Annotated in this window: 25 protein-coding genes and 1 tRNA gene; 16 read left to right on the forward strand and 10 right to left on the reverse strand. The window is 28.9% G+C overall.

Going from position 1 to position 23,694, the window contains the following annotated elements:
* The first annotated feature begins 15 nt into the window (after positions 1-15).
* The 5 genes from ACULEV_RS05430 (at position 16) to ACULEV_RS05450 (ending at position 5,602) form a co-directional block, all read left to right on the forward strand.
* On the forward strand, positions 16-663 hold the full coding sequence (locus ACULEV_RS05430) for a DUF4331 family protein (protein WP_445457654.1): 648 nt from the start codon (positions 16-18) through the stop codon (positions 661-663).
* Between the two features lie 25 nt (positions 664-688).
* On the forward strand, positions 689-1,234 hold the full coding sequence (locus ACULEV_RS05435; RefSeq protein ID WP_445457655.1) for a DUF4331 family protein: 546 nt from the start codon (positions 689-691) through the stop codon (positions 1,232-1,234).
* Between the two features lie 90 nt (positions 1,235-1,324).
* Positions 1,325-2,623, forward strand: coding sequence for a tetratricopeptide repeat protein (locus ACULEV_RS05440; protein ID WP_445457656.1), 1,299 nt, complete (start codon positions 1,325-1,327; stop codon positions 2,621-2,623).
* A 72-nt stretch (positions 2,624-2,695) separates the two neighbouring features.
* Positions 2,696-4,918, forward strand: a complete 2,223-nt coding sequence (locus tag ACULEV_RS05445) for a TonB-dependent receptor (protein WP_445457657.1) — start codon at positions 2,696-2,698, stop codon at positions 4,916-4,918.
* A gap of 30 nt (positions 4,919-4,948) precedes the next feature.
* Positions 4,949-5,602, forward strand: coding sequence for a TrmH family RNA methyltransferase (locus ACULEV_RS05450; RefSeq protein WP_445457658.1), 654 nt, complete (start codon positions 4,949-4,951; stop codon positions 5,600-5,602).
* 71 nt (positions 5,603-5,673) lie between these two features.
* Here ACULEV_RS05450 and ACULEV_RS05455 read toward each other — a convergent pair whose 3' ends face one another.
* Together ACULEV_RS05455 and ACULEV_RS05460 are read right to left on the reverse strand one after the other, a co-directional pair.
* Positions 5,674-6,447 (reverse strand): carboxypeptidase-like regulatory domain-containing protein, encoded by a 774-nt coding sequence (locus ACULEV_RS05455; protein WP_445457659.1) that lies wholly within the window; start codon positions 6,445-6,447, stop codon positions 5,674-5,676.
* A 90-nt stretch (positions 6,448-6,537) separates the two neighbouring features.
* Positions 6,538-8,382, reverse strand: a complete 1,845-nt coding sequence (locus ACULEV_RS05460) for a DEAD/DEAH box helicase (RefSeq protein ID WP_445457660.1) — start codon at positions 8,380-8,382, stop codon at positions 6,538-6,540.
* Between the two features lie 181 nt (positions 8,383-8,563).
* Here ACULEV_RS05460 and ACULEV_RS05465 point away from each other — a divergent pair, with 181 nt between their 5' ends.
* A complete protein-coding gene (locus ACULEV_RS05465) occupies positions 8,564-9,172 on the forward strand; it encodes a trimeric intracellular cation channel family protein (protein WP_445457661.1) in 609 nt (202 codons plus the stop codon).
* Here the strand turns inward: ACULEV_RS05465 and ACULEV_RS05470 are convergent.
* Positions 9,162-9,746 carry a non-canonical purine NTP diphosphatase gene (locus ACULEV_RS05470; RefSeq protein WP_445457662.1) on the reverse strand — a complete coding sequence of 195 codons (585 nt, stop codon included), beginning with the start codon at positions 9,744-9,746 and terminating at the stop codon, positions 9,162-9,164. The two genes, ACULEV_RS05465 and ACULEV_RS05470, sit on opposite strands and share 11 nt — an antisense overlap.
* Before the next feature lies 1 nt (position 9,747).
* Positions 9,748-10,620 carry a lysophospholipid acyltransferase family protein gene (locus tag ACULEV_RS05475; RefSeq protein WP_445457663.1) on the reverse strand — a complete coding sequence of 291 codons (873 nt, stop codon included), beginning with the start codon at positions 10,618-10,620 and terminating at the stop codon, positions 9,748-9,750.
* Positions 10,621-10,703: 83 nt separating this feature from the next.
* Between ACULEV_RS05475 and ACULEV_RS05480 the strand changes: the two genes are divergently transcribed.
* Positions 10,704-11,336, forward strand: coding sequence for a rhomboid family intramembrane serine protease (locus ACULEV_RS05480; RefSeq protein ID WP_445457664.1), 633 nt, complete (start codon positions 10,704-10,706; stop codon positions 11,334-11,336).
* A gap of 44 nt (positions 11,337-11,380) precedes the next feature.
* A complete protein-coding gene (locus ACULEV_RS05485; protein ID WP_445457665.1) occupies positions 11,381-12,073 on the forward strand; it encodes an SIMPL domain-containing protein in 693 nt (230 codons plus the stop codon).
* A 62-nt stretch (positions 12,074-12,135) separates the two neighbouring features.
* On the opposite strand, the gene ACULEV_RS05490 is transcribed toward ACULEV_RS05485, so the two are convergent.
* The 6 genes from ACULEV_RS05490 to ACULEV_RS05515 all read right to left on the reverse strand — a co-directional run bounded on the left by ACULEV_RS05490 (position 12,136) and on the right by ACULEV_RS05515 (position 17,758).
* Positions 12,136-12,216: transfer RNA gene (locus ACULEV_RS05490), tRNA-Tyr, on the reverse strand.
* Positions 12,217-12,384: 168 nt separating this feature from the next.
* Positions 12,385-13,608, reverse strand: coding sequence for a redoxin domain-containing protein (locus tag ACULEV_RS05495; protein WP_445457666.1), 1,224 nt, complete (start codon positions 13,606-13,608; stop codon positions 12,385-12,387).
* A 127-nt stretch (positions 13,609-13,735) separates the two neighbouring features.
* Positions 13,736-15,145 carry an MBL fold metallo-hydrolase gene (locus ACULEV_RS05500; RefSeq protein ID WP_445457667.1) on the reverse strand — a complete coding sequence of 470 codons (1,410 nt, stop codon included), beginning with the start codon at positions 15,143-15,145 and terminating at the stop codon, positions 13,736-13,738.
* Positions 15,146-15,205: 60 nt separating this feature from the next.
* Positions 15,206-15,991 carry a sulfite exporter TauE/SafE family protein gene (locus ACULEV_RS05505; RefSeq protein ID WP_445457668.1) on the reverse strand — a complete coding sequence of 262 codons (786 nt, stop codon included), beginning with the start codon at positions 15,989-15,991 and terminating at the stop codon, positions 15,206-15,208.
* Positions 15,991-16,623 carry a Crp/Fnr family transcriptional regulator gene (locus ACULEV_RS05510; RefSeq protein ID WP_445457669.1) on the reverse strand — a complete coding sequence of 211 codons (633 nt, stop codon included), beginning with the start codon at positions 16,621-16,623 and terminating at the stop codon, positions 15,991-15,993. The genes ACULEV_RS05505 and ACULEV_RS05510 overlap by 1 nt, the downstream gene beginning before the upstream one ends.
* A gap of 130 nt (positions 16,624-16,753) precedes the next feature.
* Complete coding sequence (locus ACULEV_RS05515; RefSeq protein ID WP_445457670.1) at positions 16,754-17,758, reverse strand: SIMPL domain-containing protein; 1,005 nt, start codon at positions 17,756-17,758, stop codon at positions 16,754-16,756.
* Between the two features lie 83 nt (positions 17,759-17,841).
* On the opposite strand from ACULEV_RS05515, the gene ACULEV_RS05520 reads away from it, so the two are divergent.
* The 8 genes from ACULEV_RS05520 to ACULEV_RS05555 all read left to right on the forward strand — a co-directional run bounded on the left by ACULEV_RS05520 (position 17,842) and on the right by ACULEV_RS05555 (position 23,573).
* A complete protein-coding gene (locus ACULEV_RS05520) occupies positions 17,842-18,831 on the forward strand; it encodes a hypothetical protein (RefSeq protein ID WP_445457671.1) in 990 nt (329 codons plus the stop codon).
* Entirely contained in the window at positions 18,831-19,373 is a 543-nt protein-coding gene (locus ACULEV_RS05525; RefSeq protein WP_445457672.1) for a hypothetical protein, read from the forward strand. The genes ACULEV_RS05520 and ACULEV_RS05525 overlap by 1 nt, the downstream gene beginning before the upstream one ends.
* Positions 19,373-19,915 (forward strand): hypothetical protein, encoded by a 543-nt coding sequence (locus ACULEV_RS05530; RefSeq protein WP_445457673.1) that lies wholly within the window; start codon positions 19,373-19,375, stop codon positions 19,913-19,915. Before ACULEV_RS05525 ends, ACULEV_RS05530 begins: the two co-directional genes overlap by 1 nt.
* Positions 19,915-20,082: a hypothetical protein gene (locus ACULEV_RS05535; RefSeq protein WP_445457674.1), complete on the forward strand. Its 168-nt coding sequence runs from the start codon at positions 19,915-19,917 to the stop codon at positions 20,080-20,082. Before ACULEV_RS05530 ends, ACULEV_RS05535 begins: the two co-directional genes overlap by 1 nt.
* Complete coding sequence (locus ACULEV_RS05540) at positions 20,051-20,272, forward strand: hypothetical protein (protein ID WP_445457675.1); 222 nt, start codon at positions 20,051-20,053, stop codon at positions 20,270-20,272. The genes ACULEV_RS05535 and ACULEV_RS05540 overlap by 32 nt, the downstream gene beginning before the upstream one ends.
* Before the next feature lie 143 nt (positions 20,273-20,415).
* On the forward strand, positions 20,416-21,537 hold the full coding sequence (locus ACULEV_RS05545; protein WP_445457676.1) for a vWA domain-containing protein: 1,122 nt from the start codon (positions 20,416-20,418) through the stop codon (positions 21,535-21,537).
* Positions 21,538-21,611: 74 nt separating this feature from the next.
* Positions 21,612-22,037: a hypothetical protein gene (locus ACULEV_RS05550; RefSeq protein WP_445457677.1), complete on the forward strand. Its 426-nt coding sequence runs from the start codon at positions 21,612-21,614 to the stop codon at positions 22,035-22,037.
* Between the two features lie 78 nt (positions 22,038-22,115).
* Positions 22,116-23,573 (forward strand): sigma 54-interacting transcriptional regulator, encoded by a 1,458-nt coding sequence (locus ACULEV_RS05555; protein ID WP_445457678.1) that lies wholly within the window; start codon positions 22,116-22,118, stop codon positions 23,571-23,573.
* The last annotated feature ends 121 nt before the right edge of the window (positions 23,574-23,694 follow it).

Consider the following 23,694-nt stretch of genomic DNA (forward strand, 5'->3'; position numbering starts at 1 on the left):
TTAAAAATTAACAAAATGAAAAAATCAAAATTATTTTTAGGGCTTTCTTTACTTGGCTTAGCTTGTACTATTTTAGTAGCAGCTGACCATATAGATGCTCCAGCAGTTCAAGGAGGAACAGCCGACATTACAGATTTCTATTCTTTTCAAGGAGCAAATACTAGTAATTTAGTTTTTGTCGCTAATGTAAAAGGATTATTGAGTCCAACGGCTAGTGTTTCTGCATCTTTTGATGAAGATGTATTAGTAGAATTCAATATAGATAACAATGGGGATAATGTTGAAGATTTAGTTATTCAAGCTATTCCACGAGATGGTATAATGTATTTCTTTGGTCCAGTTGCACCAGGAACTGCGGGAACATCTAGTACAATTAAAACAAGTAACTCACTTGGAAGTGTTTCTATTACACCTTATGGGTCGCAAGCAATAACTTCAGTTCAATCAGGTGTTAATCTATTTGCAGGTTTAAGAGATGATCCATTTTTCTTTGATTTCGGACAGTATTCTGAAATTATTGCAGGAAATGCTTCAAGTTTTAATAATCCTGGTACAGACACATTTGCTGGGTCAAATGTAATGTCTATTGTTGTGGAATTACCAAAATCTATGTTAGGTGGTTCAGGAACTTTAAACACGTGGGTTGAAACTAAAAGAAAATAAACAAACAAATTAAAATATAGATATTATGAAATCAATTCAATATAAAAAAATATTCACTTGTATTATTATTGCTTCCTTTATTATAGGATGTAGTGATGATGATACAACTTCTTATGAACAACCATTAGATTTTAGTGGAACCTATACACAACAAGATCAAATGGGTAGACCTGCAATCAATACAGTATTTGTCGGCTCTTCAAGTAAAGATGCTTTTAATACAACAACTCCCTCTACTATGGACGCAAGCTTTCAATCTGCTTTTGAAACTAGATTATTAGCTTTAAATCCAGGATATACAACAAATTTATTAGGACTTGATGCATCAGCTTTTACTGGAGTTTTAGCAACTGATGTTTTAAATGTTTCTACAACAGCTCCTACTACTTTTTATGATGGAACTAACGTGTTAACAGGTAGAGCTTTAGCAGATGATGTTATTGATGTAGAATTAATATTAATTTTTGGTGGTCCAAGTAATTCTGATAATCCCGGTTTAACTTCCGATCATGTTGATGCAAATGATAAAACTTTCTTGTCCTCATTTCCATATTTGGCTTCACCTTGGTAGTAAATAGCTGTTATAACTTTATTTACTAGTGACAAAGAGCATCTTTGGGTGCTCTTTGTTTAAAAACTAAACAAACTAAAACCTAAAACCATGAGAAAACAAATTATTAAATCTACATTATTGTTGTTTGCTATTTTCATTTTTAGTTGTAATTCTAATCAACAATTGCATATAACTAAGAAAAATGATTATCAAAAGTATTTAGCTTATAATAAAAATGATAAACTAGAGAATATAAAGAAAGATATTGTTTACTGGCAAAAGAAGTATGACGATGCACCTAATCAATATACTTACTTAATTGCTTTATCAGGATTATATTCTCAACTTTTTGAAATTAACGGTAATATTCGTGATTTGTATCATTCAGAAAAACTTCTTTTAGATTGTAATAATCGAATAAAAGGTGAAAAGGCAGTTATTCATCGTTCCATTGCTAAAAATTATATTTCACAACATCGTTTTAAAGAAGCTTTGTCTCATTTAGAAAAGGCTTATGAACTTGGTGAGAACAAAAAAGGAACTGAAAAAATGTTATTTGATGTTTATATGGAGTTAGGAAATTATGACTTAGCAAAAGAAAAATTAAATCAAATTCAAAATTTTAATGATTTTGATTATTTAATAAGGTTAGCAAAATGGAATGATCATAATGGGAATTTAGACAAAGCGATTGAAGTTATGGAGAAAGTTATGAAAATGGCAGAAACTTCTAAAAAGGAGGATTTGAAATTATGGATTTATTCAAATATCGCTGATTTTTATGGTCATGCTGGAAGAATTCAAGATTCCTATAATTATTATTTAAAGACATTAGAAATTGATAATAATAATATGTATGCCTTAAAAGGAATAGCTTGGATTGCTTTTTCTCATGAAAAGAATACAAAATTGGCTATTGAAATTATAGATTATATTGAAACAAAACATCTTGTTCCAGATTTATATCTTTTAAAAGCAGATATTTATGATTATGTTGGTGATGCAAGAGCAAAACAACTTGCTTTAAATGATTATTTTAGTACGCTATCAAAGAACGATTATGGAGACATGTATAACAAGTACAATGCATTGTTATTTGCTGAAACACCAGGAGAAACTGATAAAGCTTTGATGATAGCTGAAAAAGAAATATTTAATAGACCTACACCAGAATCATATGATTTATTAGCATGGGTTTATTATAACATTGGTGATTATAAAAACGCTTATAATGTTATTTCAAAACATACTTTAAATAAATCTCATGAGCCTTTAATTATGTATCATAACGAATTGATTTTAAAAGCTAATAACAAGCTTAATGAGAAAAATTCTCATAAAAAAGAGTTGCTAGAAAGTATTTATGAGCTTGGGCCTAATTTAGAAAAAGAGATAATGACTATTTAAAACTCGTTTTTAAGGAAAGAAAAACCATACAAACTAAGTATTTTTACACACTTTATTAATTTTAGTAAAACAATGAAATTATATTATTCCATAGCAACCCTTTATATATTTGTAATAAGCTCTTTTTCGCAAGGCTTTAATGGAAAAGTTACAGATGTATTTGGAAAACCAATTAACGATGTTTATGTATATAATGTAAATTCAGATTTGCATACTCATACAAATGAATTTGGTAATTTTAATTTATCAAAGGTTACTGTAGGTGAAACTTTAAAATTAACTAAATTAGGATATAAAAGTGCTACAATTGAGATAACTTCTTTAGATTCAAAAGTCACTATTATATTAGAAGATGCTATTTTTCGTTTATCTGAAGTAGTATTAAGTCCTTCTATAAATATTAATTCAAATCTTACAAAAATTGATTTATCTACTAATCCTGTTAACTCTTCACAAGAAATATTACGAAAAGTTCCAGGTTTATTTATAGGACAACATGCTGGTGGTGGAAAAGCAGAACAATTATTTTTAAGAGGTTATGATATTGATCATGGAACAGATGTAGCTATTTCATCTGATGGAATTCCTGTGAATATGCCTTCGCATGCACACGGTCAAGGCTATGCCGATTTGCATTTTATTATTCCTGAAACAATTGATAAAATAGATTTTGGTAAAGGACCTTATACTGCTTCAAAGGGAAACTTTGCAACAGCAGCCTATGTGGATTTTTCTTCTAAAGATAGATTAGAGCAAAGTAAAGTTAGTGTAGAAGTTGGGCAGTTTAATACTATTCGTACAGTAGGATTATTTGATTTATTGGGGAATAATTCAAAATCAAATGCTTATATAGCAACCGAATATATTGTTACAGATGGTCCTTTTGAATCACCACAGAATTTCAATAGATTTAATTTATTTGGAAAATATACAACGGTTTTAGAAAATCAAACCAAATTGAGTTTTATAGGCTCGCATTTTACAAGTAAATGGGATGCTTCTGGTCAAATTCCAATGCGTTTAGTTAATGATGGAACAATTTCACGTTTTGGAGCAGTTGATGACACAGAAGGAGGTTATACTTCGCGAACAAACTTGTCAGCAGCAATTGATAAAATAATTGATGAAGATAGTTTCATTAAAACAAATATATATTTTTCAAAATATGATTTTACTCTGTTTTCTAATTTTACATTTTTTTTAGAAGATCCAATTAATGGGGATCAAATTAAACAAAAAGAAGACAGAATGTTGTATGGTTTTAATTCGGAATACAATACTAGAAAAGACTATGAAACTTTTAATTTGAAATTACAATCTGGTGTAGGAATAAAGGTAAATTCAAATAAAAATATTGAACTTTCTCATACATTAAACCGAAACGAAGTTTTAAATTATATTCAGCTTGGAGATATTGAAGAATCAAATTTCTTCGGCTATATAAACACCGATTTTCAATTCAATAAATTTACTATAAATCCAGCTATTAGATTTGAATATTTTAAATTTAATTACCAAGATAAATTAAATCCTAATTATAAAACACTTTCAAATGATAAATCTAAAGTGTTACCAAAATTGAATTTTAGTTATGCTCAAAGCGAAAAAACAACTTATTTTTTTAAGACAGGAATAGGTTTTCACTCAAATGATACACGTGTAGTTTTACAACAAAATAAAGAAATTTTGCCAAATGTTTATGGTGCCGATTTAGGTGTGATTTTAAAACCTAATCCTAGTTTGATTATTAATACAGCTATTTGGAGTTTGTTTTCTGATCAAGAATTTGTTTATGTTGGAGATGCAGGAATTGTTGAGCCATCAGGTGAATCAAAGAGATTAGGTGCAGATTTAGGAATTCGTTATCAATTAAATGACTTTGTGTTTTTTGATTTTGATGCAAATTATGCTTTTGCAAGAAGCGTAGGTGAACCACAGGGTGAAGATTATATTCCATTGGCACCAAAATTAACTTCAGTAGGAGGAATTAGTATACGTAATTATAAACGTTTTTCTGGAGGAATACAATATCGCTATTTAAGCGATAGACCTGCAAATGAAGATAATTCAGTAATTGCAGAAGGTTATGTTGTTACAGATATGAATTTAAATTATCAATTGTCAAAAAGTATAAATATCGGACTAATTATACAAAACCTATTTGATACAAAATGGAATGAAACACAGTTTTTAACTGAATCACGTTTGCAAAATGAACCTCAAAGTGTAGAAGAAATACATTTTACACCAGGAACACCATTTTTTGCTAAAATAAAAGCTACCTATAGTTTTTAATTTTCATTTGGTTTGCTAAATTTGAACCCCATGAAAGATTTAGCATTATTAGAGTACTTAGAAGGATTTATTTCAGAAAATAGAAAACAACGTTTTATCGAAGTTTTAGCAAATAGAACAAAGCATTTTACTATTGCTGTTGAAGATGTGTATCAAATGCATAATACAAGTGCGGTTATGCGTAGTTGTGAAGTTTTTGGTATACAAGAATTAAATATAATTGAACAAAAATACAGTAAAACTATAGACAAGCAAATTGCATTAGGTGCTGAAAAATGGGTAGATATTAACGAGTTTAGTAGTAATAAGTTATGTATTGATGCTTTACGAAAAAGAGGCTACCAAATCATAGCTACCACACCTCATGATGAATCTTGTTTTTTACATGAATTTGATATTACAAAACCTTCTGCTTTATTTTTTGGCACAGAAAAAGAAGGATTGTCAGAGGATGTAATGAATAATGCTGATGGATTTTTAAAGATTCCAATGGTTGGTTTTACAGAAAGTTTGAATATTTCTGTTTCAGCCGCTATTATTATTCAAGATTTGACCAATCGACTTAGAAATTCATCTATTAATTGGCAATTGACTGAAAATGAGATTATTGATAAAAGATTAGATTGGACAAGAAAAACAATTAAAGATATAGATTTTATTGAAAGTCGTTTTAATGAAAAATAGTAGCTTAATTTAATTTTAAGATTGAAGGCTTCTTTGTAGAAGAGTTATTGATAAGTCTTTTTTAATAAAAATTAGTTGTTTTTTTTCAAAATTTTATATTCTTCATAACAAGAACTAATGGCTTCAAGTATTTGTAAGTCATTGGCAGATTTAATAAAATATTGAGAATAATTACAGTTTTGAAGTATTAAAGGAATGTCATCTTTATCAATTTCTAAAAGAGCAGCTAGTGTTTCCCTGTCAAATTTTGTTGCTAATAATTCTCTTACTGTATCATCTTTTTTCATTTCTTTTAATTTACGCATTTGTTTTGGTCGTTTCCCAAAAGCGTTATATAAGAAATCTGCAGGATTAAAAATAGCTCCTAATACTTTTGTTACTGCGCTTGGTGATTTACTTCCAGCTTCGTAACCGGCATCTAAACCAGAAATGCTATATCGATAATCACTTTCACTAACTGGTATTAATTTAGTATCAACTTCAACATAACCTGTTAAATTGTATTTTGAAATAATAACTTCTTCTAAAGCATATGCTTTTTCTGTAAGTGATACTTTTGATGTTTTGTTTTTTATCCAGTCATTAGTTACTTTAACTTTGATGGTTTCAAATCCAAGATAAGAAAAAAGGAGTGTATCGTTTGCTTTGGCAATCAATTCAAAAAAACCATTTCCATCAGTTATAGTGCCATTAACTTTTGTTGTGTTAATAACATGTACATTATTCATAGGTAATTTGGTTTGACTATGAACAACAGTTCCTTGTATAGTTGCTGTTAATGTATCTGTTTGACCTATTACAGAATGGGTCAAGAATAGAAATAAAAAGACTGTAAAATATCTCATGTGGTAAATATTGATTCAAAAATACGAATCAAAAAGAGAAATTTTACAGTCTTTGTAATTAATTTATAAGAAAATTAACGAATTACTTTGTTAACTTCTTCTAGAGCGTTTTGCTTTATCAAAAAATCCATTAGATTCACCACCTTCATTTCTTCTACCTCTTCTCTCACCATCACCTGATTTTCTAACTTCAAATTTGCGGTCACTTCCAGGTTTTCTATCATTTCCACCTGAACGTCTATTGTCATCTCTAGAGTTTCTTTCTCCTCTAAATCCTCCTCCAGAGCGTTTTTCACCACGTCCGTTGTGATCTCTTCTTCTAGAGCTTCCACCACCTTCGTTTTTAGAAATTTCTACATTTATTTTTCTTCCTTGTAGGCTAAATGCATTTAAAACTTCCATTACTTTAGGAGCTAAAGAAGCATCTGTGTTAAAGAAAGAGAATCCTTCTTTTACATCTACTTTGAAAACATCATCACGACCAAGGTCTAAAGTTTCTTTAAGGAAATCTTTTAATGTCATCCAATCAAAATTGTCTCTTGAGCCAATGTTTATAAAGAAACGAACAGCACCATCTGTTGGTATAACTCCAGATTCTCTTCTTGTTCCTCCTTCAGAAGATAAATCGCTAGATTTTTTATAATAATTAATAAAACGATTAAATTCAACAGAAACCATTTTCTTAATTAATTCTTCTTTTGGAATATCTTTTAAAACTTCTTCGATAGCTGGTAAATAAGCGTCAATTTCATGATCTACTTTAACATCTTTAATTCTATTTGCTAAGTGAAATAACTGAATTTGGCAAATTTCTATACCAGAAGGAATAGGTTTTTCTTCAAATTTCATTTTGATGATTCGCTCAATTTGAGAAATTTTACGTAACTCACTTTTTGTAATAATAACTAAAGAAGTACCTGATTTTCCAGCACGACCAGTTCTACCAGAACGGTGTGTGTAAGTTTCAACTTCATCTGGTAATTGGTAATTGATAACGTGTGTAATGTCTTCAACATCAATTCCACGAGCAGCTACATCTGTAGCAACAAGCATTTGAATTTGTCTTCCACGGAATGATTTCATTACTCCATCACGTTGTGCTTGAGATAAATCTCCATGTAGAGCAGCAGCACTATAACCATCTTCGATTAATTTTTCAGCTACAGCTTGTGTATCTCTTTTTGTTCTACAAAAGATTACAGAAAAGATATTTGGATTTGCATCAGCTAAACGTTTTAAAGCTGCATAACGATCACGAGCACTTACTAAATAAAATTCGTGAGATACATTTTCGTTTCCAGAATTTTTATGACCAACAGTAATTTCTAAAGGTTTTCTCATGAAATCTTTAGCAATACGAGCCACCTCTTGAGGCATTGTTGCTGAGAATAACCAAGTGCTTTTTTCTTTTGGAGTATCCGATAAAATTGCAGTAATGTCTTCATAGAATCCCATGTTCAACATTTCATCAGCTTCATCTAGTATACAATAACTAATGTTTTTAATGTTAACCATATTACGGTTAATCATGTCTTGCATTCTTCCAGGAGTAGCCACAATAATTTGTGCTCCTCTTCTTATTTGGCTAGCCTGTTCGGTAATACTTGCACCACCATAAATAGCAACAGTATTTATTCCTTTAATGTATTTAGAGTATAGTTTAATCTCGTTTGTAATTTGAAGACATAACTCTCTTGTAGGCGATAAAATTAATGCTTGAGTATCTCTGTTTTCAGCATTAATTTTTTGAATAAGTGGAAAACCAAATGCAGCAGTTTTACCCGTTCCAGTTTGGGCCAATGCTACAATGTCAGTGTCTTTTTCCAATAATAGGGGAATCGCTTTTTCCTGTACTTCCGATGGATTTTCAAATCCAAGGTCTTTGATCGCGAGCAGAAGCGATTCGTTTAGACCTAATTGTTCAAATTTATTCATAAAATATTTTAAATTGGGTGCAAAGGTAGCTCTTATTTATTGGATAAACTAATTTGTTTGTGATTGATTTACAAACGATTGCGTTTTTATTCTTTATTTCTTAGATCAAAAATTATCATGCTAAATAAAATTATTAATTTTAAATAAGTTATTATTAGGTATTTTTGCAAGAAAATGTTATATGATTGAAGTATTAGACTTTATTGGAGTTTTTGTATTTGCAATTTCAGGAGTTTTAACAGCAATAAATAAAAAGTTAGATTTGTTTGGAGTGTTTATTATTGCCTTTGTGACTGCTTTAGGTGGAGGAACTTTAAGAGATGCATTGATTGGTAGAACTCCAGTAGGGTGGATGCAAGATTTAAATTATGTGTACCTCATTATTGTTGGATATATTATAGCATTGATTTTTAGAAACTATTTAAATAAACTTAGAATTTCATTGTTTTTGTTTGATACTATTGGATTAGGAGTTTTTACTTTAATTGGAATTGAAAAAGGTTTAGAATATGGTTTGCATCCCACAATTTGTATTGCTTTAGGAACAATTACGGCTAGTTTTGGTGGGCTTATTCGAGATATATTATGTAATGAAATTCCTCTTTTACTTCGTAAAGGAACAATTTATGCCACTATTTGTATTATGGGCGGGATTTTGTTTTTTATTGCTCAGTTTTTAGGACTAAATGATTCAATAAACGAGTTGATAACTTCATTATTTATTATTATTTTCCGATTAGCTGCTGTGCGTTTTAATTGGAGTTTGCCAGTTTTTTCAATTAAGGCGTAGATGATTTATTTAAGAAATCTACTAATTTGCGTGTAGCAATTCCTCTATGACTTAAAATCGCTTTTTCTTCCATTACCATTTCTGCAAATGTGACATTGTGGTTTTTTGGAACGAAAATTGGATCATAACCAAAGCCTTTATCACCTCTTTTAGTGTCAATTATTGTACCTTCAATTATACCAGTAAATAGGTTTTGATTTCCTTCAATGTTTAAAGCAATTACTGTTTTAAACTGAGCATTTCTATTGTTTTGGTTTTCAAGCTCAGAAAGTAATTTATTCATATTGTCGTTAGCGTCTTTATGTTCTCCTGCATAACGAGCTGAATATACTCCTGGATCTCCATTTAGTGCTTCAACTTCTAAGCCAGTATCATCTGCAAAACAATTATATCCAAACTTTTCTGTTACATAATTTGCTTTCAAAATAGCATTTCCTTCAATTGTAGAAGCAGTTTCTGGAATATCTTCATAGCAACCTATCTCTTCTAAGCTTAAAATTGAAATATTTGAAGGAAGCATTTGCTGAATTTCAGCTATTTTATTCTTATTGTTTGAGGCAAATACAAGTTTCATTTTATGTTTTTTTATGTTTCCAACGTTTATGTGTCCATAAATAATATTCAGGAGCTTCATAAATTTGTTCTTCTATTTTTTTAATAAATGATTCAGATATTTCATAATTAGGTACAGATCTTGCATCTTCTGTCATTATTTCTATAGTGCCTTCATAATATCCTCGCTTTACTTTTTTAGTTTTTAAAAAAACAACATTCATATCTAAGCGTTTAGCTAAAAGTTCAGCTCCTACGTGAATAGGTGTTTCAATCCCCATGAAAGTGTACCAATGTGATTTTAAAGACGACTTTGGAGATTGATCACTTGCAAATCCCCAAATCCCTAAAATTCCGTTTTTATGATTGTATTCTGCTGTTGAAATGGTTTCTTTAGTAGTAATTAAAATTGCTTTGAATTTTGAACGTATGTCATGAACTAATTTGTCAAAATATTTATTAGCTATTTTTTTATAAATTCCATATCCATTAAAAGTAATATAATAATTCATTGAAATAACCCATTCATAACTAGCATAATGTCCGCAAAGTAAAGCGATACTTTTTCCTTTTTTTTCTAATTCTGATATTACGTCTAGATTTGTGAATTTATAATGTTTTTCTATTTCTTCTCGTGATATAGTCATAGTTTTTATCATTTCTAAAAACATATCACACATGTGCGAATAAAATTTCTTTTCAATTTGTTTTCTCTCTTCAAATGATAAATGTGGTAATGCCATTGCTATGTTTTCTCTTACTGTTTTTTTTCTGTAACCAATAATTCTATATACTATAAAACAAACGAAATCTGAAAAAATATAAAGTAAACGAAATGGTAAAATTGAGATGAGAAACAGAATTGGATATAATAAAAGGTAAACGATTAATTGCATATTATTTTTTTTACAAATATACTTTTTTAAAATAATAAGGAAATACCCAAAGTATTATTAAATTTACAGAAAAAACAAAATTAATGGATATAATTTTAATAGCTGTAATAGGAATAACAGCATTGGTTAGCTACAAAGGGTTTAATGATAATGATTTTTTTAGAAAATATGAATTTCATATAGGTAGAGTTCGTTCTGGTGAACAAATTAGGATGATAACTTCTGGTTTTCTTCACCTAGATTTTATGCATTTATTATTTAATATGATAACGCTCTTTTTTTTTGCTCCTTATGTGATTGGTATAATAGGCAATATTTATTTTTTATATGTATATTTTGGTAGCATGATTACGGGTAGTTTACTAACTCTATATTTACATAAAGATGATTATTCATACAGAGCAATTGGAGCTTCTGGAGCTGTAATGGGAGTTATTTATGCTTCTATTTTATTAGATGTAAATCATAGGATGTATTTTTATGGATTTATTCCTGGGTATGTTTTTGGAATAGGTTATTTGTTATACTCTATTTATGGAATAAAAGCTAAAAGAGATAATATTGGTCACACAGCTCATTTTGGTGGAGCGATAGGTGGTTATTTAATAACTTTAATAAGAGAACCTTCTTTGTTTACAACAAATTTAGAAATGATTGGGTTATTAATGATTCCTATTCTTGTTTTGTTTTATATGCATAAAACAAATAAACTTTAATTTGGCACATATTTTTGAATAAAACTATAAAAAAAATAAAAATCATGAAAAGAACAATTTTAACATTCGTATTAATACTTACAACAATTATGAATCAAGCACAAGAAAAAAGTAATCCAATTCCGCAAATTACTGTTTCGGGAGAAGGTAAAATAAAAGTGACACCAGATGAAGCTATAATTACTGTTGGAGTAGAATATTCAGGACAAGATGCAACTGAAGTAAAAAAGAAAAATGATGAAACAGTTGATTTAGTAATCAAAACAATTAAGAATAAGGGAATTCCAACTTCAGATTTTCAGTCTCAACGAGTTTCTTTATATAAAAATTATGATTACCAAACTAAAAAGAATAGTTATGTTGCTAGTCAAACCATTAAAATTCATTTAAAAGATTTGTCAAAATATGATGCAATTATGATGGATTTGGTAAATAGTGGGATAAATCAAATTCAAGGAGTTGAGTTTAGAACTTCTAAATTAATGCAATATGAAACAGAAGCCAGAAAGAATGCTGTTTTAGATGCTAAAATGAAAGCAGAAGATTATGTGGTTGTTTTAGGGCAAAAAATAGGAAAAGCTATTTTTATTTCAGATACTACACAACCAAATTTTCCACAGCCAATGTATAGAAATGTTACAATGAAGAGTATGGAAATGGGAGGAGCAAATGAAACTTTAGCTATTGGAGAAATTGAAGTTATAGCAAATGTTACTATTAGTTTTGTGTTAGAATAAAAACCAAAAAGAGTTTGAATAAAAAAAGCATCAAGGAATTGATGCTTTTTTGTTTTAGTTTGTGGGGAGAGCAGGATTCGAACCTGCGAAGTTTTCACAGCAGATTTACAGTCTGCCCTCGTTGGCCGCTTGAGTATCTCCCCAGCCTGTCGCTATTTTGACTTAGCGATGGCAAATATACTATTGTTTTTTATATTCCCAAATAAAAAGTTTGCTATTTTTTTAATTTATTTATAACTATTTGTAAATGAAAAGCATAAAAAAATCCCCAATAGGAGATTTGTTTTAAAAGATATCTTAATTGATAGATTTTATTTTTTTTCCATTCCTTTTTCAGAAGTTTTACCTTCATTTGGAACAGTATTCACATCAATTGTTTTGTTCTCTGATATTGGCATCTCAAGTTTTAATAATTCATACACTTTAGCTTTTAAAGCATCGCCTCTTAAATCTTTTGCTACAATATTCCCTTTTTCATCTAAGATAAAAGTAGCAGGAATAGATTTTACATTATATTGTTCTGCAATAGGATCTTGCCAAAATTTTAAGTTGGAAACATGATTCCATACTAAACCATCATCTGCAATTGCTTTTTTCCAGTTTTCAGCTTCTTTATCTAAAGAAACACCTATTATATTTAAACCTTTTTCATGTAATTCATTATACATTGCTACAACATTTGGGTTTTCAATGCGACATGGTTTACACCAAGAAGCCCAAAAATCGATAATTGTTACTTTACCTAATGATTCCTTTAAAGAAATTGTTTTCCCTTCTGGAGATGGAGCACTAAACTCTGGAGCTGGTTTACCTATTGTAATTGCTGTTGCCGCATCTAATGTCTTTTTAATGTTTTTTGCGGGTTTAGTATCTAATAAAGATTTGTCTAACTTTTCGTAATGACCTTTAACTTCTTCTGGAGTAAGAGTGTTACTCATTAATAAATTTTGAAGTATTAATGTAGAAAGATAAGCTTTAGGATTAGATTTGATAAATTCTAAAGAGGTTTCTTTCATACTCTTTTGCGTTTCTTCTTGAACAGTTTTATATTCATTCATGATTTGATTCATGACAACTGTATCTTGTGACTGCTGAGCAGTTTGTAATTTTGAGATATTCTTTTTTTGAAAATCAATAATTTTTTTATTTACAAGATTTGATTTTTCATTAAATTCTTGAAGTTTTTGATTGTTGTAAGTTCCTCCAATTTTAGATTTTTGCAAACTATCTTTATCAAATTCAATTTCAATTTTCCCTTCTTCAAATATGAAAGGTACTCCTTGCATTCCATCTTCTGATTTTAGAATAGCAATGTCATAACCTGTTACATCACCTTTAAATTCAAATTTATTATTTTCAACAATAGCAGTGTCTTTTGGAATAGGTCTTCCCATTTCATCTTGTAACTCGATAAACATTTTTTTTCCATTTTCAAGACCTTTAACTGTTCCAGTAATTTGATATTGATTTTCTAATGCTTTTTCACATGATATAAAAGCAAAAGCGGTAGCTAGTAATACTAAAATTTTCTTCATTTATAATTATGTCATTTAAATTGTAGGCAAATGTATTTAATTTATTAACATTTTTAGTGTAATTAAGGATTAAAATTTTCATAAAAAAGTCAGGTTTTAACCTGACTTTAATACATAAAAATAGTCTTTATTTTAATGTTGATGGACAAACATAATTTGTAAGTGGTATAGTAGTGCTTTTAATACCTGCGATACCTTTTTCAACGTTTATCATGTTATGATAACCTCTAGATTTCATTATTGAAGCCCAAATAACGGATCGATATCCACCTGCACAATGAACATAAAAAGGTTCGTTTTTTGGAATTTCAGCTAAGTACTCGTTTATATAGTCTAAAGGAATATTTGTCGCTGTTTCGATATGTTCAGCTGTGAATTCTCCTGGTTTTCTAGCATCAATTATTTTTGCATTTTGATAAACTTTTGCAAATTCTTCTGGTGTTGTTGAATTAATAGAATCGATTTCATAGCCTGCTTTTTTCCAAGCATCAATTCCTCCTTCTAAATAACCTATCGTATTATCAAATCCTACTCTTGAAAGTCTAGTTACAGTTTCTTCTTCTTTTCCTTCTGGAGCAATTAGTAAAATAGGTTGTTTAACATCTCTAATTAATGCACCCACCCAAGGAGCAAATTGACCATGTAATCCTATAAAAATTGAATTTGGAATGTGTTCATTGATGTAATCATATTCATTTCTAACATCTAGAATTACAGCTTCAGTCTGATTTGCAATTGTTTCAAATGCAGCTGGTGTAAGTGGGTTATTTGCTTTTTCTTTTACACTGTCTAAGCTTTCATATCCTTGGATATTCATCAGTACATTTTGAGGGAAATAGGCTGGAGGAGGTAATAAACCATCTAATAATTCGGTTTTAAATTCTTCCAAAGTCATATTAGCTCTTAATGCATAATTTGTTTTCTTTTGATTTCCTAAAGTATCTGTAGTTTCTTTACTCATGTTTTTGCCACAAGCACTTCCTGCTCCGTGATTTGGATATACAATTAAGTCATCACTAAGAGGCATAATTTTATTTCGAAGGGAATGAAATAAATGTTCAGCTAATACTTCTTGTGTTAACTCTTTAACTATTTTTTGAGCTAAATCTGGTCTTCCTACATCACCAATAAAAAGGGTGTCTCCAGTAATGATTCCATGGTTTTTTCCATTTTCATCACTAATTAAATAACAAGTGCTTTCCAAAGTGTGTCCTGGAGTATGTATCGCTTTGATAGTATAATTGCCTACTTTAAATTCTTGATTGTCTTCTGCGATTATGGCTTCAAAATTTGGTTTTGCTGTTGGACCATAAACTATTTTTGCACCCGTTTTTTGAGCTAAATCTAAATGACCAGAAACAAAATCAGCATGAAAGTGTGTTTCAAATATGTATTTTATTTTTGCATTATCTTTAAAAGCTCTTTCTATGTAAGGTTGTACTTCTCTAAGTGGGTCAAATATAGCAGCTTCACCATTATTTTCTATATAATAAGCTGCATGTGCAATACAGCCTGTGTAAATTTGTTCTATTTTCATGTCCAATAAATTTTATAATTGCAAATTTACAAATAAAATTTTTTAAGAAAGTAACAAGCGTTACATTAATTCGATAAATGTAATTATACAAGCTATTGCTAATACAAAATAAGCAAAGCCTTTTTTTAGTTGTGCTTCATTAATATATTTAGCTATATAGGTTCCAATAAAGATTCCTAAAATTGAAATAGCAGAAAATAGGAGTAAGAAAGGCCAATCAATATCTAAATTTTGTAAATCACCTAAAAAACCAATTAACGAATTCATTGCAATAATAAATAATGAAGTTCCAATAGCTTTTTTCATGGGTAATTTAGCAATTAACAATAAGGATGGAATAATTAAAAAACCACCACCAGCTCCAACTAAACCAATAAGAATACCTATGCTAATATTTTGAAAAATTATTTTAATTAGAGAATGTTTTTCTGTAATCTCTTTAAGATTAACTTTCGGTTTTTTTAACATGGATAATGCAGCAAAGATCATTATTACTGCAAATAATAACATTAAAAAAGTATTTTTGGTTAATGTAAAATAATTTGTTTGAAGAATAATATTTGGAATCTCAGGGACAATATATTTTCTAGTAATAAAGACTCCTATAAAAGAAGGTATCGCAAATATAATTCCTCTTTTTATGTCTACTAATTTTTTTTTATAGTTTAATGAAGCTCCAAAAGCCGATGATGTTCCTACTACAAAAAGAGAATAAGCTGCACTTATTACGGGATTGTAACTTAAGACATAAACTAATAAAGGAACCGTTAATATAGAACCACCTCCACCAGTTAAACCTAAAATTATACCTATAAAAAATGCGCCTAGATACCCGAGTAGTTCCATTAAAGTGCTAGTATTTCTATTTTATTTCTATGTAATTTTATTTTACCTTGTATTTCTAAGCTTTTTAACAATCTCGATATTACTACTCTAGAAGTATGCATATCATAAGCTATTTGTTGATGGGTATTATTAATTTCAGTATTTCCTATTACTTTTGCTTTATCGGTAAGGTACTTGTATAAACGCTCGTCAAGATTCATGAAAGCGAGTGTATCAATAGCTTCTAACATTTCATTCATTCGTACGTTATAACTTTCGAAAACAAAATTTCTCCAGGTTTTATATTTAGTGAGCCATTCTTCCATTTTTTCAACAGGAATCATTAGCATAGCACCATCATTTTCTGCTATAGCTCTTATTTTACTTTTTGATTTTCCCATGCAACAAGTTAATGTCATAGCACAAGTATCTCCACGTTCTAAAAAATAAAGTAATAATTCATCTCCATTTTCATCTTCTCTTAGAATTTTTATCGCACCATGCAATAAAAGGGGCATCGATTTGATATAATCACCTATCTCAATTAAATTGTCATCTGCTTTAAATTCTTTATATATAGCAACTTTTTCAATTTCATGAAGTAATGCTTCTTCAAAAATATAACCGTAAGCTTGTTCTAATATTTCTTTCATTACATATTTTTTGTAAAGATACATTTTATATCAAATTTAAGTGTGTTACTTTTGTTACATAAAAAAAACCTAATTCTTTTGAATAAAGAAATTAGGTCTAAAATTTTAGAAGAGTATTTTTTTATAATGATTACAAGTTTAGTGGTTTTACATCACCATTTGCAGTAACAATATAATAACGATTATTTCTTATAATTGTATTTTTTGGCAATTGATCTTCTTTCAATTTGATACGAATGGTTAAATCATAGAAGATTTGAATAGTTGGCTCAGTAATATCAGCATTTACTACAAAAGTGTGTGTTTTTGATAAAGCAGCATCATAAAATTGCGTATTGTTTTTTCTAATATTATTTACACTACTTGAAGGTTCAAAGTTAATGCTAGCCTGACTAAATGCTGAATAACTTCTATAGCTTTCCATGGGATAAATGGTATTGTAACCTTCTGTTAAGGATTTTTCTTTTTTAAATAAATCAGTATTCATTATTGCTGAATAATTGGTTAACATTTGTTTGTATTCTTCAGCTGCTTTTACTTGTAAAACATCTCTAATATGATCTAAATTACTCGTTACATAATCTACTTTTGCTAAGTCATATATTTCTTGTTTGGCACAAAAATTCATAATTGCATTTAAATCGTTTGTTTTTTTGAACTTTATAATTAGATTTTTTTTCAGTTCAAATCCCGACGGTTTTTCGTTATATGTTTTTGGGTTAAAAATCTTTTTTTGAATCTCATAATCATACATAGGTACAAAAGAAATCATATCTATAATTATTTCGATTTCTGGATTAAATGCTGTAATAGCTTTGGTAACTGTTTCTAATCTTGCATCCATCAGATTTGTAGTTTCTTCTGCTGTTTTGCCAATTTGAAGCACACTGAAAACCGCTCGTTGTGAGGTGGCTTTCTCATTATATATACCTTTAATAACAATATACATTTCATTTTCATTTCCTGTTGTGGTTTGAATCGTATTTACTTGGTTATTTTGGTACTGATTGTGGTAATTATAATTACCACTTGTCGTTTTTTGAGCAGATTCGGAATTTGCATTTCCCGAATGCTGAGAAAAAAGAATTGAGCTAGTTGCTAAAGTAATTGCTAATAGTGTGTTACTTGTTTTCATTTTTATGTTTTTTAATGATTATGAAGCAAACGTATGATGACATTCAAAATAAATTTTAGCAAAAGCACTGTATAGTAGTTGTAATGATTTTTCAGTACTTTTACAGTCGTTTTACAGTAATGAATAGAAGTGTAAGACTAATTTTGCCAAGTATAATTATGACGGATATTGCTGTTTTTTATGAATTAAAAAAAAGTGTTTTAGAACACTACAAAAAACGCTATCTGTATTTTGATGGAAATTGGAAAAATTTCAGCACACAAGATATTTTAAATCTTATTGATGATGTACAGGAGAAAACAAAAAATAGTGTAAGTGAAAAATGGATTTATACACATTTGAAACCCCAAATTAATGAAAAATTACCTAGAAAAGACATGTTGGATATTTTTTCACAATATGTTGGTAAAGCTGGTTGGGATGAATTCAAGCATACTTTTATATCTCAAGGACTACAGGTAGAAAAAGAAACAAAGAATAGTAGTACAACTTCAAGAAAAGCAATTTATCTTGTTTTAGGATTCCTTATTTTCTCAGTATTACTATTTGTTTTTTGGAAATGGAAAACCAGTTCAGAAAATTTAAAAACAATCTATTTAGAAGAAAAGTATAGTCGTGATACAATAGCTGCAAAATCAACTAAAGTATATGTTGTAGACGATGAAATAGAAAAACAAATTCTTTTAAAAGATTCTAAAGTTGAAGTAAAGGAAAATGCGAAAGTCATTGCAAAAAGTCCTTTTTACAAAGAAAAGACTTTAGATTTAAGGCAAAATCCAGAAACCAATAACATGATATTAGAACCTAATGATTATGTAAATATATTGCAAGGTTTTATAAAAAGTGATATCAAGGATTGGAAAACTAGAAAAGTACAATTACAAAAAATATTACATGACAATGTAGAAGTTATTGTAATGTTAAAAAATAATTTAGGTGCAGAATATTTTAATAAAGAAGAATTTTCTCAAAAACTCATTATTCCAACAGCATCTTTAAAAAAAATGCAAATTGTAGAAGTTAAAAATGATAACACAAATAAAATTACATTCATCCGATTAATTCAAGAATAATGAAAAATAGTTTTTACATCCTTATATTTTTTCCTTTTTTGATGATGGGGCAGAGTAATTCTACTGATTCCAAAGCGTCTAAAACTGTTGCTATTGAACGTCAATTTTCAAAACCAGTTGTATTGGCTTATCAAAATCAAGCTATAAATACTATTAAAGATTTTTACAATTATATTAATTTATATAAAGAGACAGAACATTCTTCCGCTTTAGAAACTGAAATTGATAAAAGCATTGGAGCTTTATTTTTGAATTCTAAAATTACTTTAAAGAATATATTTAATGAAACAGATGAATCTCTTTCACTAGATGAATTTCTAACGCAATGTAAAGAACAACATGTTTCCATTTTAGTTAGTTATTTTGAAGAAAACAATACAATTTCTGATACTTTTTTTACATTTCAATATAAAATAAACACTACGATAAACAATAAAACTACTACTTATACTATCAATCAAAAAGTATATTTTTTTCCAAGTGAAAAACAATTTGGTACACAAACTAAAAATGTTTGGCAACTTAAATTAGGCGAATTTTAATGCAATACAATAAACATAATTTTCATAAACACACTTTTTGCGAATTTCAAGAAGTACAACTAAGCGGAATTGAAAAATTAAAAATTAGTTACAAAAGCAAATCAGGAAGTATTTATTATTTTACAGAAAAAGGAGTATACCGAGTATCAAACCATTGGGGAAGAGCAGCAAATTGTAGATGGCGATTACTTTCTAATTCAACTTCAAAAATTAATAATTCAACTGCTAGAATTGGGTATGCAAATTGGTCAGATTTTTATCCTAACAATGACAAAGATAAATTATTTTATATTGAAGTAAATTGGAATACCAATGAAGTGATTTTTCAACATAAAAACAATCTAAATTACAAAGTTAATTTCTTGATTAGAGATGCATTGGCTACAGCCAAAAGAATTCAAATTATAAAAGAAGTACTCACAGAAGAAAATTGGTCAAAACATCTTACTTTTGATAACTTAAATGAATTGAGAGTAGCAATTATTCAAAAATTAATTGAAACCGACGAAACTTTCATAAAAATTAAACAAAGCTATTTGTAATGGGAAGGAGAAATGAAACCAATAGAAAAGCACATAAAAAGAAAGCAGATGATAAAAAGAATCGTGAAAACGAAGCAAAGCAAATGCTGAAAGAAAAAAGAAAAGCCATATTAAGACAAATTAATCAAAACCAAAATGAACAAGGAACAACTAACCCAACTACATAACGAAATACAAACAATAATTGATGCTATGGCTGTGAAAGAATTTAAAACAGCTAATGATAAATTGGTAAACATAAGTGATACAATAGATGATTTAATTGATATAACAAATGATGATGTTATGTTAGTGGAATTAGGAAAATACCAAGTAATGCTAAATCATTTGCATATAAAATTAAATGCTGCTGAATAAAATTGGAATACCAACTTCAATGTCAATTTTGACTTCAATTTCAATTTTAAAAATCAATTGCTTAAAAATAACAAAAGCTTCTTTAACTAAAAATTAATATTCGTTATTTCTATTGGTTTACAAGATTGCTTATCTTTATACTAATGAAAAAGAATGATTACACTAGTGGGTTTCAGTTTACCAAATTTGAAGCACCCTTCCAAACTCCATTTGAAAAATTATTCCCTATTTTCAAGGAATTAATTACCCATACTTCAGGTGATTTTGACGAAGCTATCGATTGGTTACGGCAGTTAGATGTGGAATATCAGTTAACCACTCCTGAATATACGATTGATGATTTTATAGAAGATTTAAAGAAAAAAGGATATATCAAAGACGAAGTAAAACCAGATGGTTCTGGAGGAATGTCAATTACTGCCAAAACAGAAAGAGCCATTCGACAACATGCTTTGGAACAAATTTTTGGTAATCTTAATAAAGCAGGTTCTGGGAATCATAAAACCAAGCAATCTGGAAAAGGAGATGAACAAACAGGAGATTTAAGAGAATTTCAGTTTGGTGATTCCGTGGAACAAATATCGTTAACCGAAAGTCTTAAAAATGCTCAAATTAACAATGGAGTAGGAGAGTTTATGCTTACCGAGAAAGATTTGGTAGTAGAAGACAATCATCATAAATCGCAAATGAGTACGGTATTGATGATTGATATTTCGCACAGTATGATTCTCTATGGTGAAGATAGAATTACTCCAGCTAAAAAAGTAGCTATGGCATTAGCTGAACTTATAACTACTCGTTATCCAAAAGATACTTTAGATATTTTAGTATTTGGAAATGATGCTTGGACTATTAAAATCAAAGATTTACCTTATCTACAAGTTGGCCCTTATCATACAAATACTGTTGCTGGATTGCAATTGGCAATGGATATTTTACGAAGAAAAAGAAACACCAACAAGCAAATTTTCATGATTACCGATGGGAAACCAAGTTGCGTGCGTGAAAAAAATGGAGAATATTACATGAATAGTAACGGTTTAGACCAATATATTGTAGATAAATGTTACAACCAAGCAGCACAAGCTCGAAAATTGCATATTCCAATTACGACTTTTATGATTGCTAAAGATCCTTATTTACAAAAATTTGTTAATTATTTTACGGAAGCCAATCAAGGAAAAGCGTTTTACACAGGCTTAAAAGGACTAGGTGAAATGATTTTTGAGGATTATGAAAGTAATAGGAAGAAGAAAATTAGATAGTGTTCAGTGCTCAGTTATTAGTATTCAGTCAGTTTTCTGTAAGAAAGAAGCCAGGAATATTTTAATTTATATAGATGTATTTAGAAAATATACAATTTGATTTTTATAAAGGTTTTGAAGGAGAAGATGAAATACGATTTTATGCTAATCCAAAAGATGTATTATTTAAGCAAAATGATAAAGGAATTATCCTTTTCAGGTTGTGGGATGCCTATTTTTCACAAATAATTGATGAACTGATTTCTAATATTGAAAATGAAGTTTTACCTAAATTCATTATTGATTATAATACATTAGAAGGTTGGACTTGGAATAATGAAGCAGTTTTAATTTTAGAAGAAGAAATTAATTGGTTTATAGAAAAAATAGAAAGTACAATATTGAATAGAGAAGAGAATATTAAAGATCAATTTTGGAGTTTTGAATGTATTATAAACTTACATTCATATTTAAAATTTGTAAAAGAAAATGATTTAGAATTAAGAATTTCAAAAGAATAATAGTAAAAAATAAAATTTCTATAATTTCTCAAATCTGTGTTCCAAAAAAAAGAAGAATAATACAAGATAAAATTACATATGAAAGAAATAAAAACACTAGGTGAACTTAAAAAATCAGGTTACCAACCTAAAAATATAAAAGACGAATTACGAACTAATTTACGTAACAAAATAAAAGCAGGAGAAACTACTTTTGAAGGTGTTCATGGATTTGAAAACACCGTAATTCCAGAATTAGAAAGAGCCATTCTATCTCGTCATAATATTAATTTATTAGGACTTCGTGGTCAAGCCAAAACTAGACTTGCACGTAAAATGATTGAATTGTTAGACGAGTATATTCCAGTTGTAGAAGGTTCAGAAATTAATGATGATCCATTAGAACCTATTTCTCGTTTTGCTAAAGAACTAATTGCAGAAAAAGGAGATGCTACTCCAATAACTTGGTTACACCGAAGCGAACGTTTCTATGAAAAATTAGCCACTCCTGATGTAACCGTTGCCGATTTAATTGGTGATGTAGATCCTATTAAAGCCGCTAATCTAAAATTAAATTATGCAGATGAACGTGTGATTCACTTTGGAATGATTCCTAGAGCACATCGTTGTATTTTTGTAATCAATGAATTACCTGATTTACAAGCACGCATTCAAGTAGCTTTATTCAATATTTTGCAAGAAGGAGATATTCAAATTAGAGGTTTTAAATTGCGTTTACCTATTGATGTTCAATTTATTTTTACAGCAAATCCAGAAGATTATACAAATAGAGGTAGTATAGTGACTCCTTTAAAAGATAGAATTGGCTCTCAAATATTAACACATTATCCTGAAACTATAGAAATTGCAAAAGCAATTACCGAACAAGAAGTGAAATTGGATAAAGACCAAAATGAAACTGTCTATGTGCCTAGTTTAGCCAAAGATGTATTAGAACAAATTGTTTTCGAAGCCAGAGAAAGCGAATTTGTAGACATTAAAAGTGGTGTTTCTGCTAGATTGAGCATAACAGCTTATGAAAACTTAATTTCAACAGCAGAAAGAAGAGCTTTATTAGCAGGTGAAGACAAAACTACTGTTCGTTTAGCTGATTTTATGGGAATTATTCCTGCGATTACTGGAAAAGTAGAATTGGTTTACGAAGGAGAACAAGAAGGAGCAGCAATTGTGGCTCAATATTTAATAGGTGATGCAATAAAGACATTATTTCCAAATTATTTTCCAAAAATTGAAAAATTAGAACGTGAAAAAGAGAAAAACGCATATACAGAATTATTAGAATGGTTCTTTGCGGAAAGTGGTTTCGAATTACTGGATAATTTTACTAATGAAGAATACCAAAAGACTTTAGATGAAGTAAATCCTTTAGAAGATATTATTCAAAAATACCAACCTGAATTTTCAAAAGAGGATAAATATTTCTTAAAAGAATTTTTACTTTGGGGATTAGTTGAACATGAAAAATTATCTAAAAATCGTTTTCAAAAAGGCTATCAGTACAAAGATTTGTATAGTAATTTTATAAGTAAACTGTAAAATCTATTTTTAAATAATTTAGTAAAACCTATAGTGAAGTTTCCAACTTTGGTATAGGTTTTTTTATATTAAAATAAAAACTATCCTAGTTTTAGTCTATTAGATAGATTATAAAAACGAA

The organism is Flavobacterium sp. HNIBRBA15423, from assembly GCF_052655965.1.

Bases quoted from the DNA above. Each gene is read 5' to 3' on its own strand.
- ACULEV_RS05430 (WP_445457654.1), top strand. From the start codon at position 16: ATGAAAAAATCAAAATTATTTTTAGGGCTTTCTTTACTTGGCTTAGCT.
- ACULEV_RS05470 (WP_445457662.1), bottom strand. From the start codon at position 9,746: ATGAAACTTGTATTTGCCTCAAACAATAAGAATAAAATAGCTGAAATT.
- ACULEV_RS05515 (WP_445457670.1), bottom strand. From the start codon at position 17,758: ATGAAAACAAGTAACACACTATTAGCAATTACTTTAGCAACTAGCTCA.
- ACULEV_RS05465 (WP_445457661.1), top strand. From the start codon at position 8,564: ATGATTGAAGTATTAGACTTTATTGGAGTTTTTGTATTTGCAATTTCA.
- ACULEV_RS05545 (WP_445457676.1), top strand. From the start codon at position 20,416: ATGAAAAAGAATGATTACACTAGTGGGTTTCAGTTTACCAAATTTGAA.
- ACULEV_RS05510 (WP_445457669.1), bottom strand. From the start codon at position 16,623: ATGAAAGAAATATTAGAACAAGCTTACGGTTATATTTTTGAAGAAGCA.
- ACULEV_RS05460 (WP_445457660.1), bottom strand. From the start codon at position 8,382: ATGAATAAATTTGAACAATTAGGTCTAAACGAATCGCTTCTGCTCGCG.
- ACULEV_RS05540 (WP_445457675.1), top strand. From the start codon at position 20,051: ATGAACAAGGAACAACTAACCCAACTACATAACGAAATACAAACAATA.
- ACULEV_RS05480 (WP_445457664.1), top strand. From the start codon at position 10,704: ATGGATATAATTTTAATAGCTGTAATAGGAATAACAGCATTGGTTAGC.
- ACULEV_RS05475 (WP_445457663.1), bottom strand. From the start codon at position 10,620: ATGCAATTAATCGTTTACCTTTTATTATATCCAATTCTGTTTCTCATC.
- ACULEV_RS05450 (WP_445457658.1), top strand. From the start codon at position 4,949: ATGAAAGATTTAGCATTATTAGAGTACTTAGAAGGATTTATTTCAGAA.
- ACULEV_RS05445 (WP_445457657.1), top strand. From the start codon at position 2,696: ATGAAATTATATTATTCCATAGCAACCCTTTATATATTTGTAATAAGC.
- ACULEV_RS05535 (WP_445457674.1), top strand. From the start codon at position 19,915: ATGGGAAGGAGAAATGAAACCAATAGAAAAGCACATAAAAAGAAAGCA.
- ACULEV_RS05505 (WP_445457668.1), bottom strand. From the start codon at position 15,991: ATGGAACTACTCGGGTATCTAGGCGCATTTTTTATAGGTATAATTTTA.
- ACULEV_RS05520 (WP_445457671.1), top strand. From the start codon at position 17,842: ATGATTTTTCAGTACTTTTACAGTCGTTTTACAGTAATGAATAGAAGT.
- ACULEV_RS05530 (WP_445457673.1), top strand. From the start codon at position 19,373: ATGCAATACAATAAACATAATTTTCATAAACACACTTTTTGCGAATTT.
- ACULEV_RS05435 (WP_445457655.1), top strand. From the start codon at position 689: ATGAAATCAATTCAATATAAAAAAATATTCACTTGTATTATTATTGCT.
- ACULEV_RS05485 (WP_445457665.1), top strand. From the start codon at position 11,381: ATGAAAAGAACAATTTTAACATTCGTATTAATACTTACAACAATTATG.
- ACULEV_RS05500 (WP_445457667.1), bottom strand. From the start codon at position 15,145: ATGAAAATAGAACAAATTTACACAGGCTGTATTGCACATGCAGCTTAT.
- ACULEV_RS05525 (WP_445457672.1), top strand. From the start codon at position 18,831: ATGAAAAATAGTTTTTACATCCTTATATTTTTTCCTTTTTTGATGATG.
- ACULEV_RS05555 (WP_445457678.1), top strand. From the start codon at position 22,116: ATGAAAGAAATAAAAACACTAGGTGAACTTAAAAAATCAGGTTACCAA.
- ACULEV_RS05550 (WP_445457677.1), top strand. From the start codon at position 21,612: ATGTATTTAGAAAATATACAATTTGATTTTTATAAAGGTTTTGAAGGA.
- ACULEV_RS05495 (WP_445457666.1), bottom strand. From the start codon at position 13,608: ATGAAGAAAATTTTAGTATTACTAGCTACCGCTTTTGCTTTTATATCA.
- ACULEV_RS05455 (WP_445457659.1), bottom strand. From the start codon at position 6,447: ATGAGATATTTTACAGTCTTTTTATTTCTATTCTTGACCCATTCTGTA.
- ACULEV_RS05440 (WP_445457656.1), top strand. From the start codon at position 1,325: ATGAGAAAACAAATTATTAAATCTACATTATTGTTGTTTGCTATTTTC.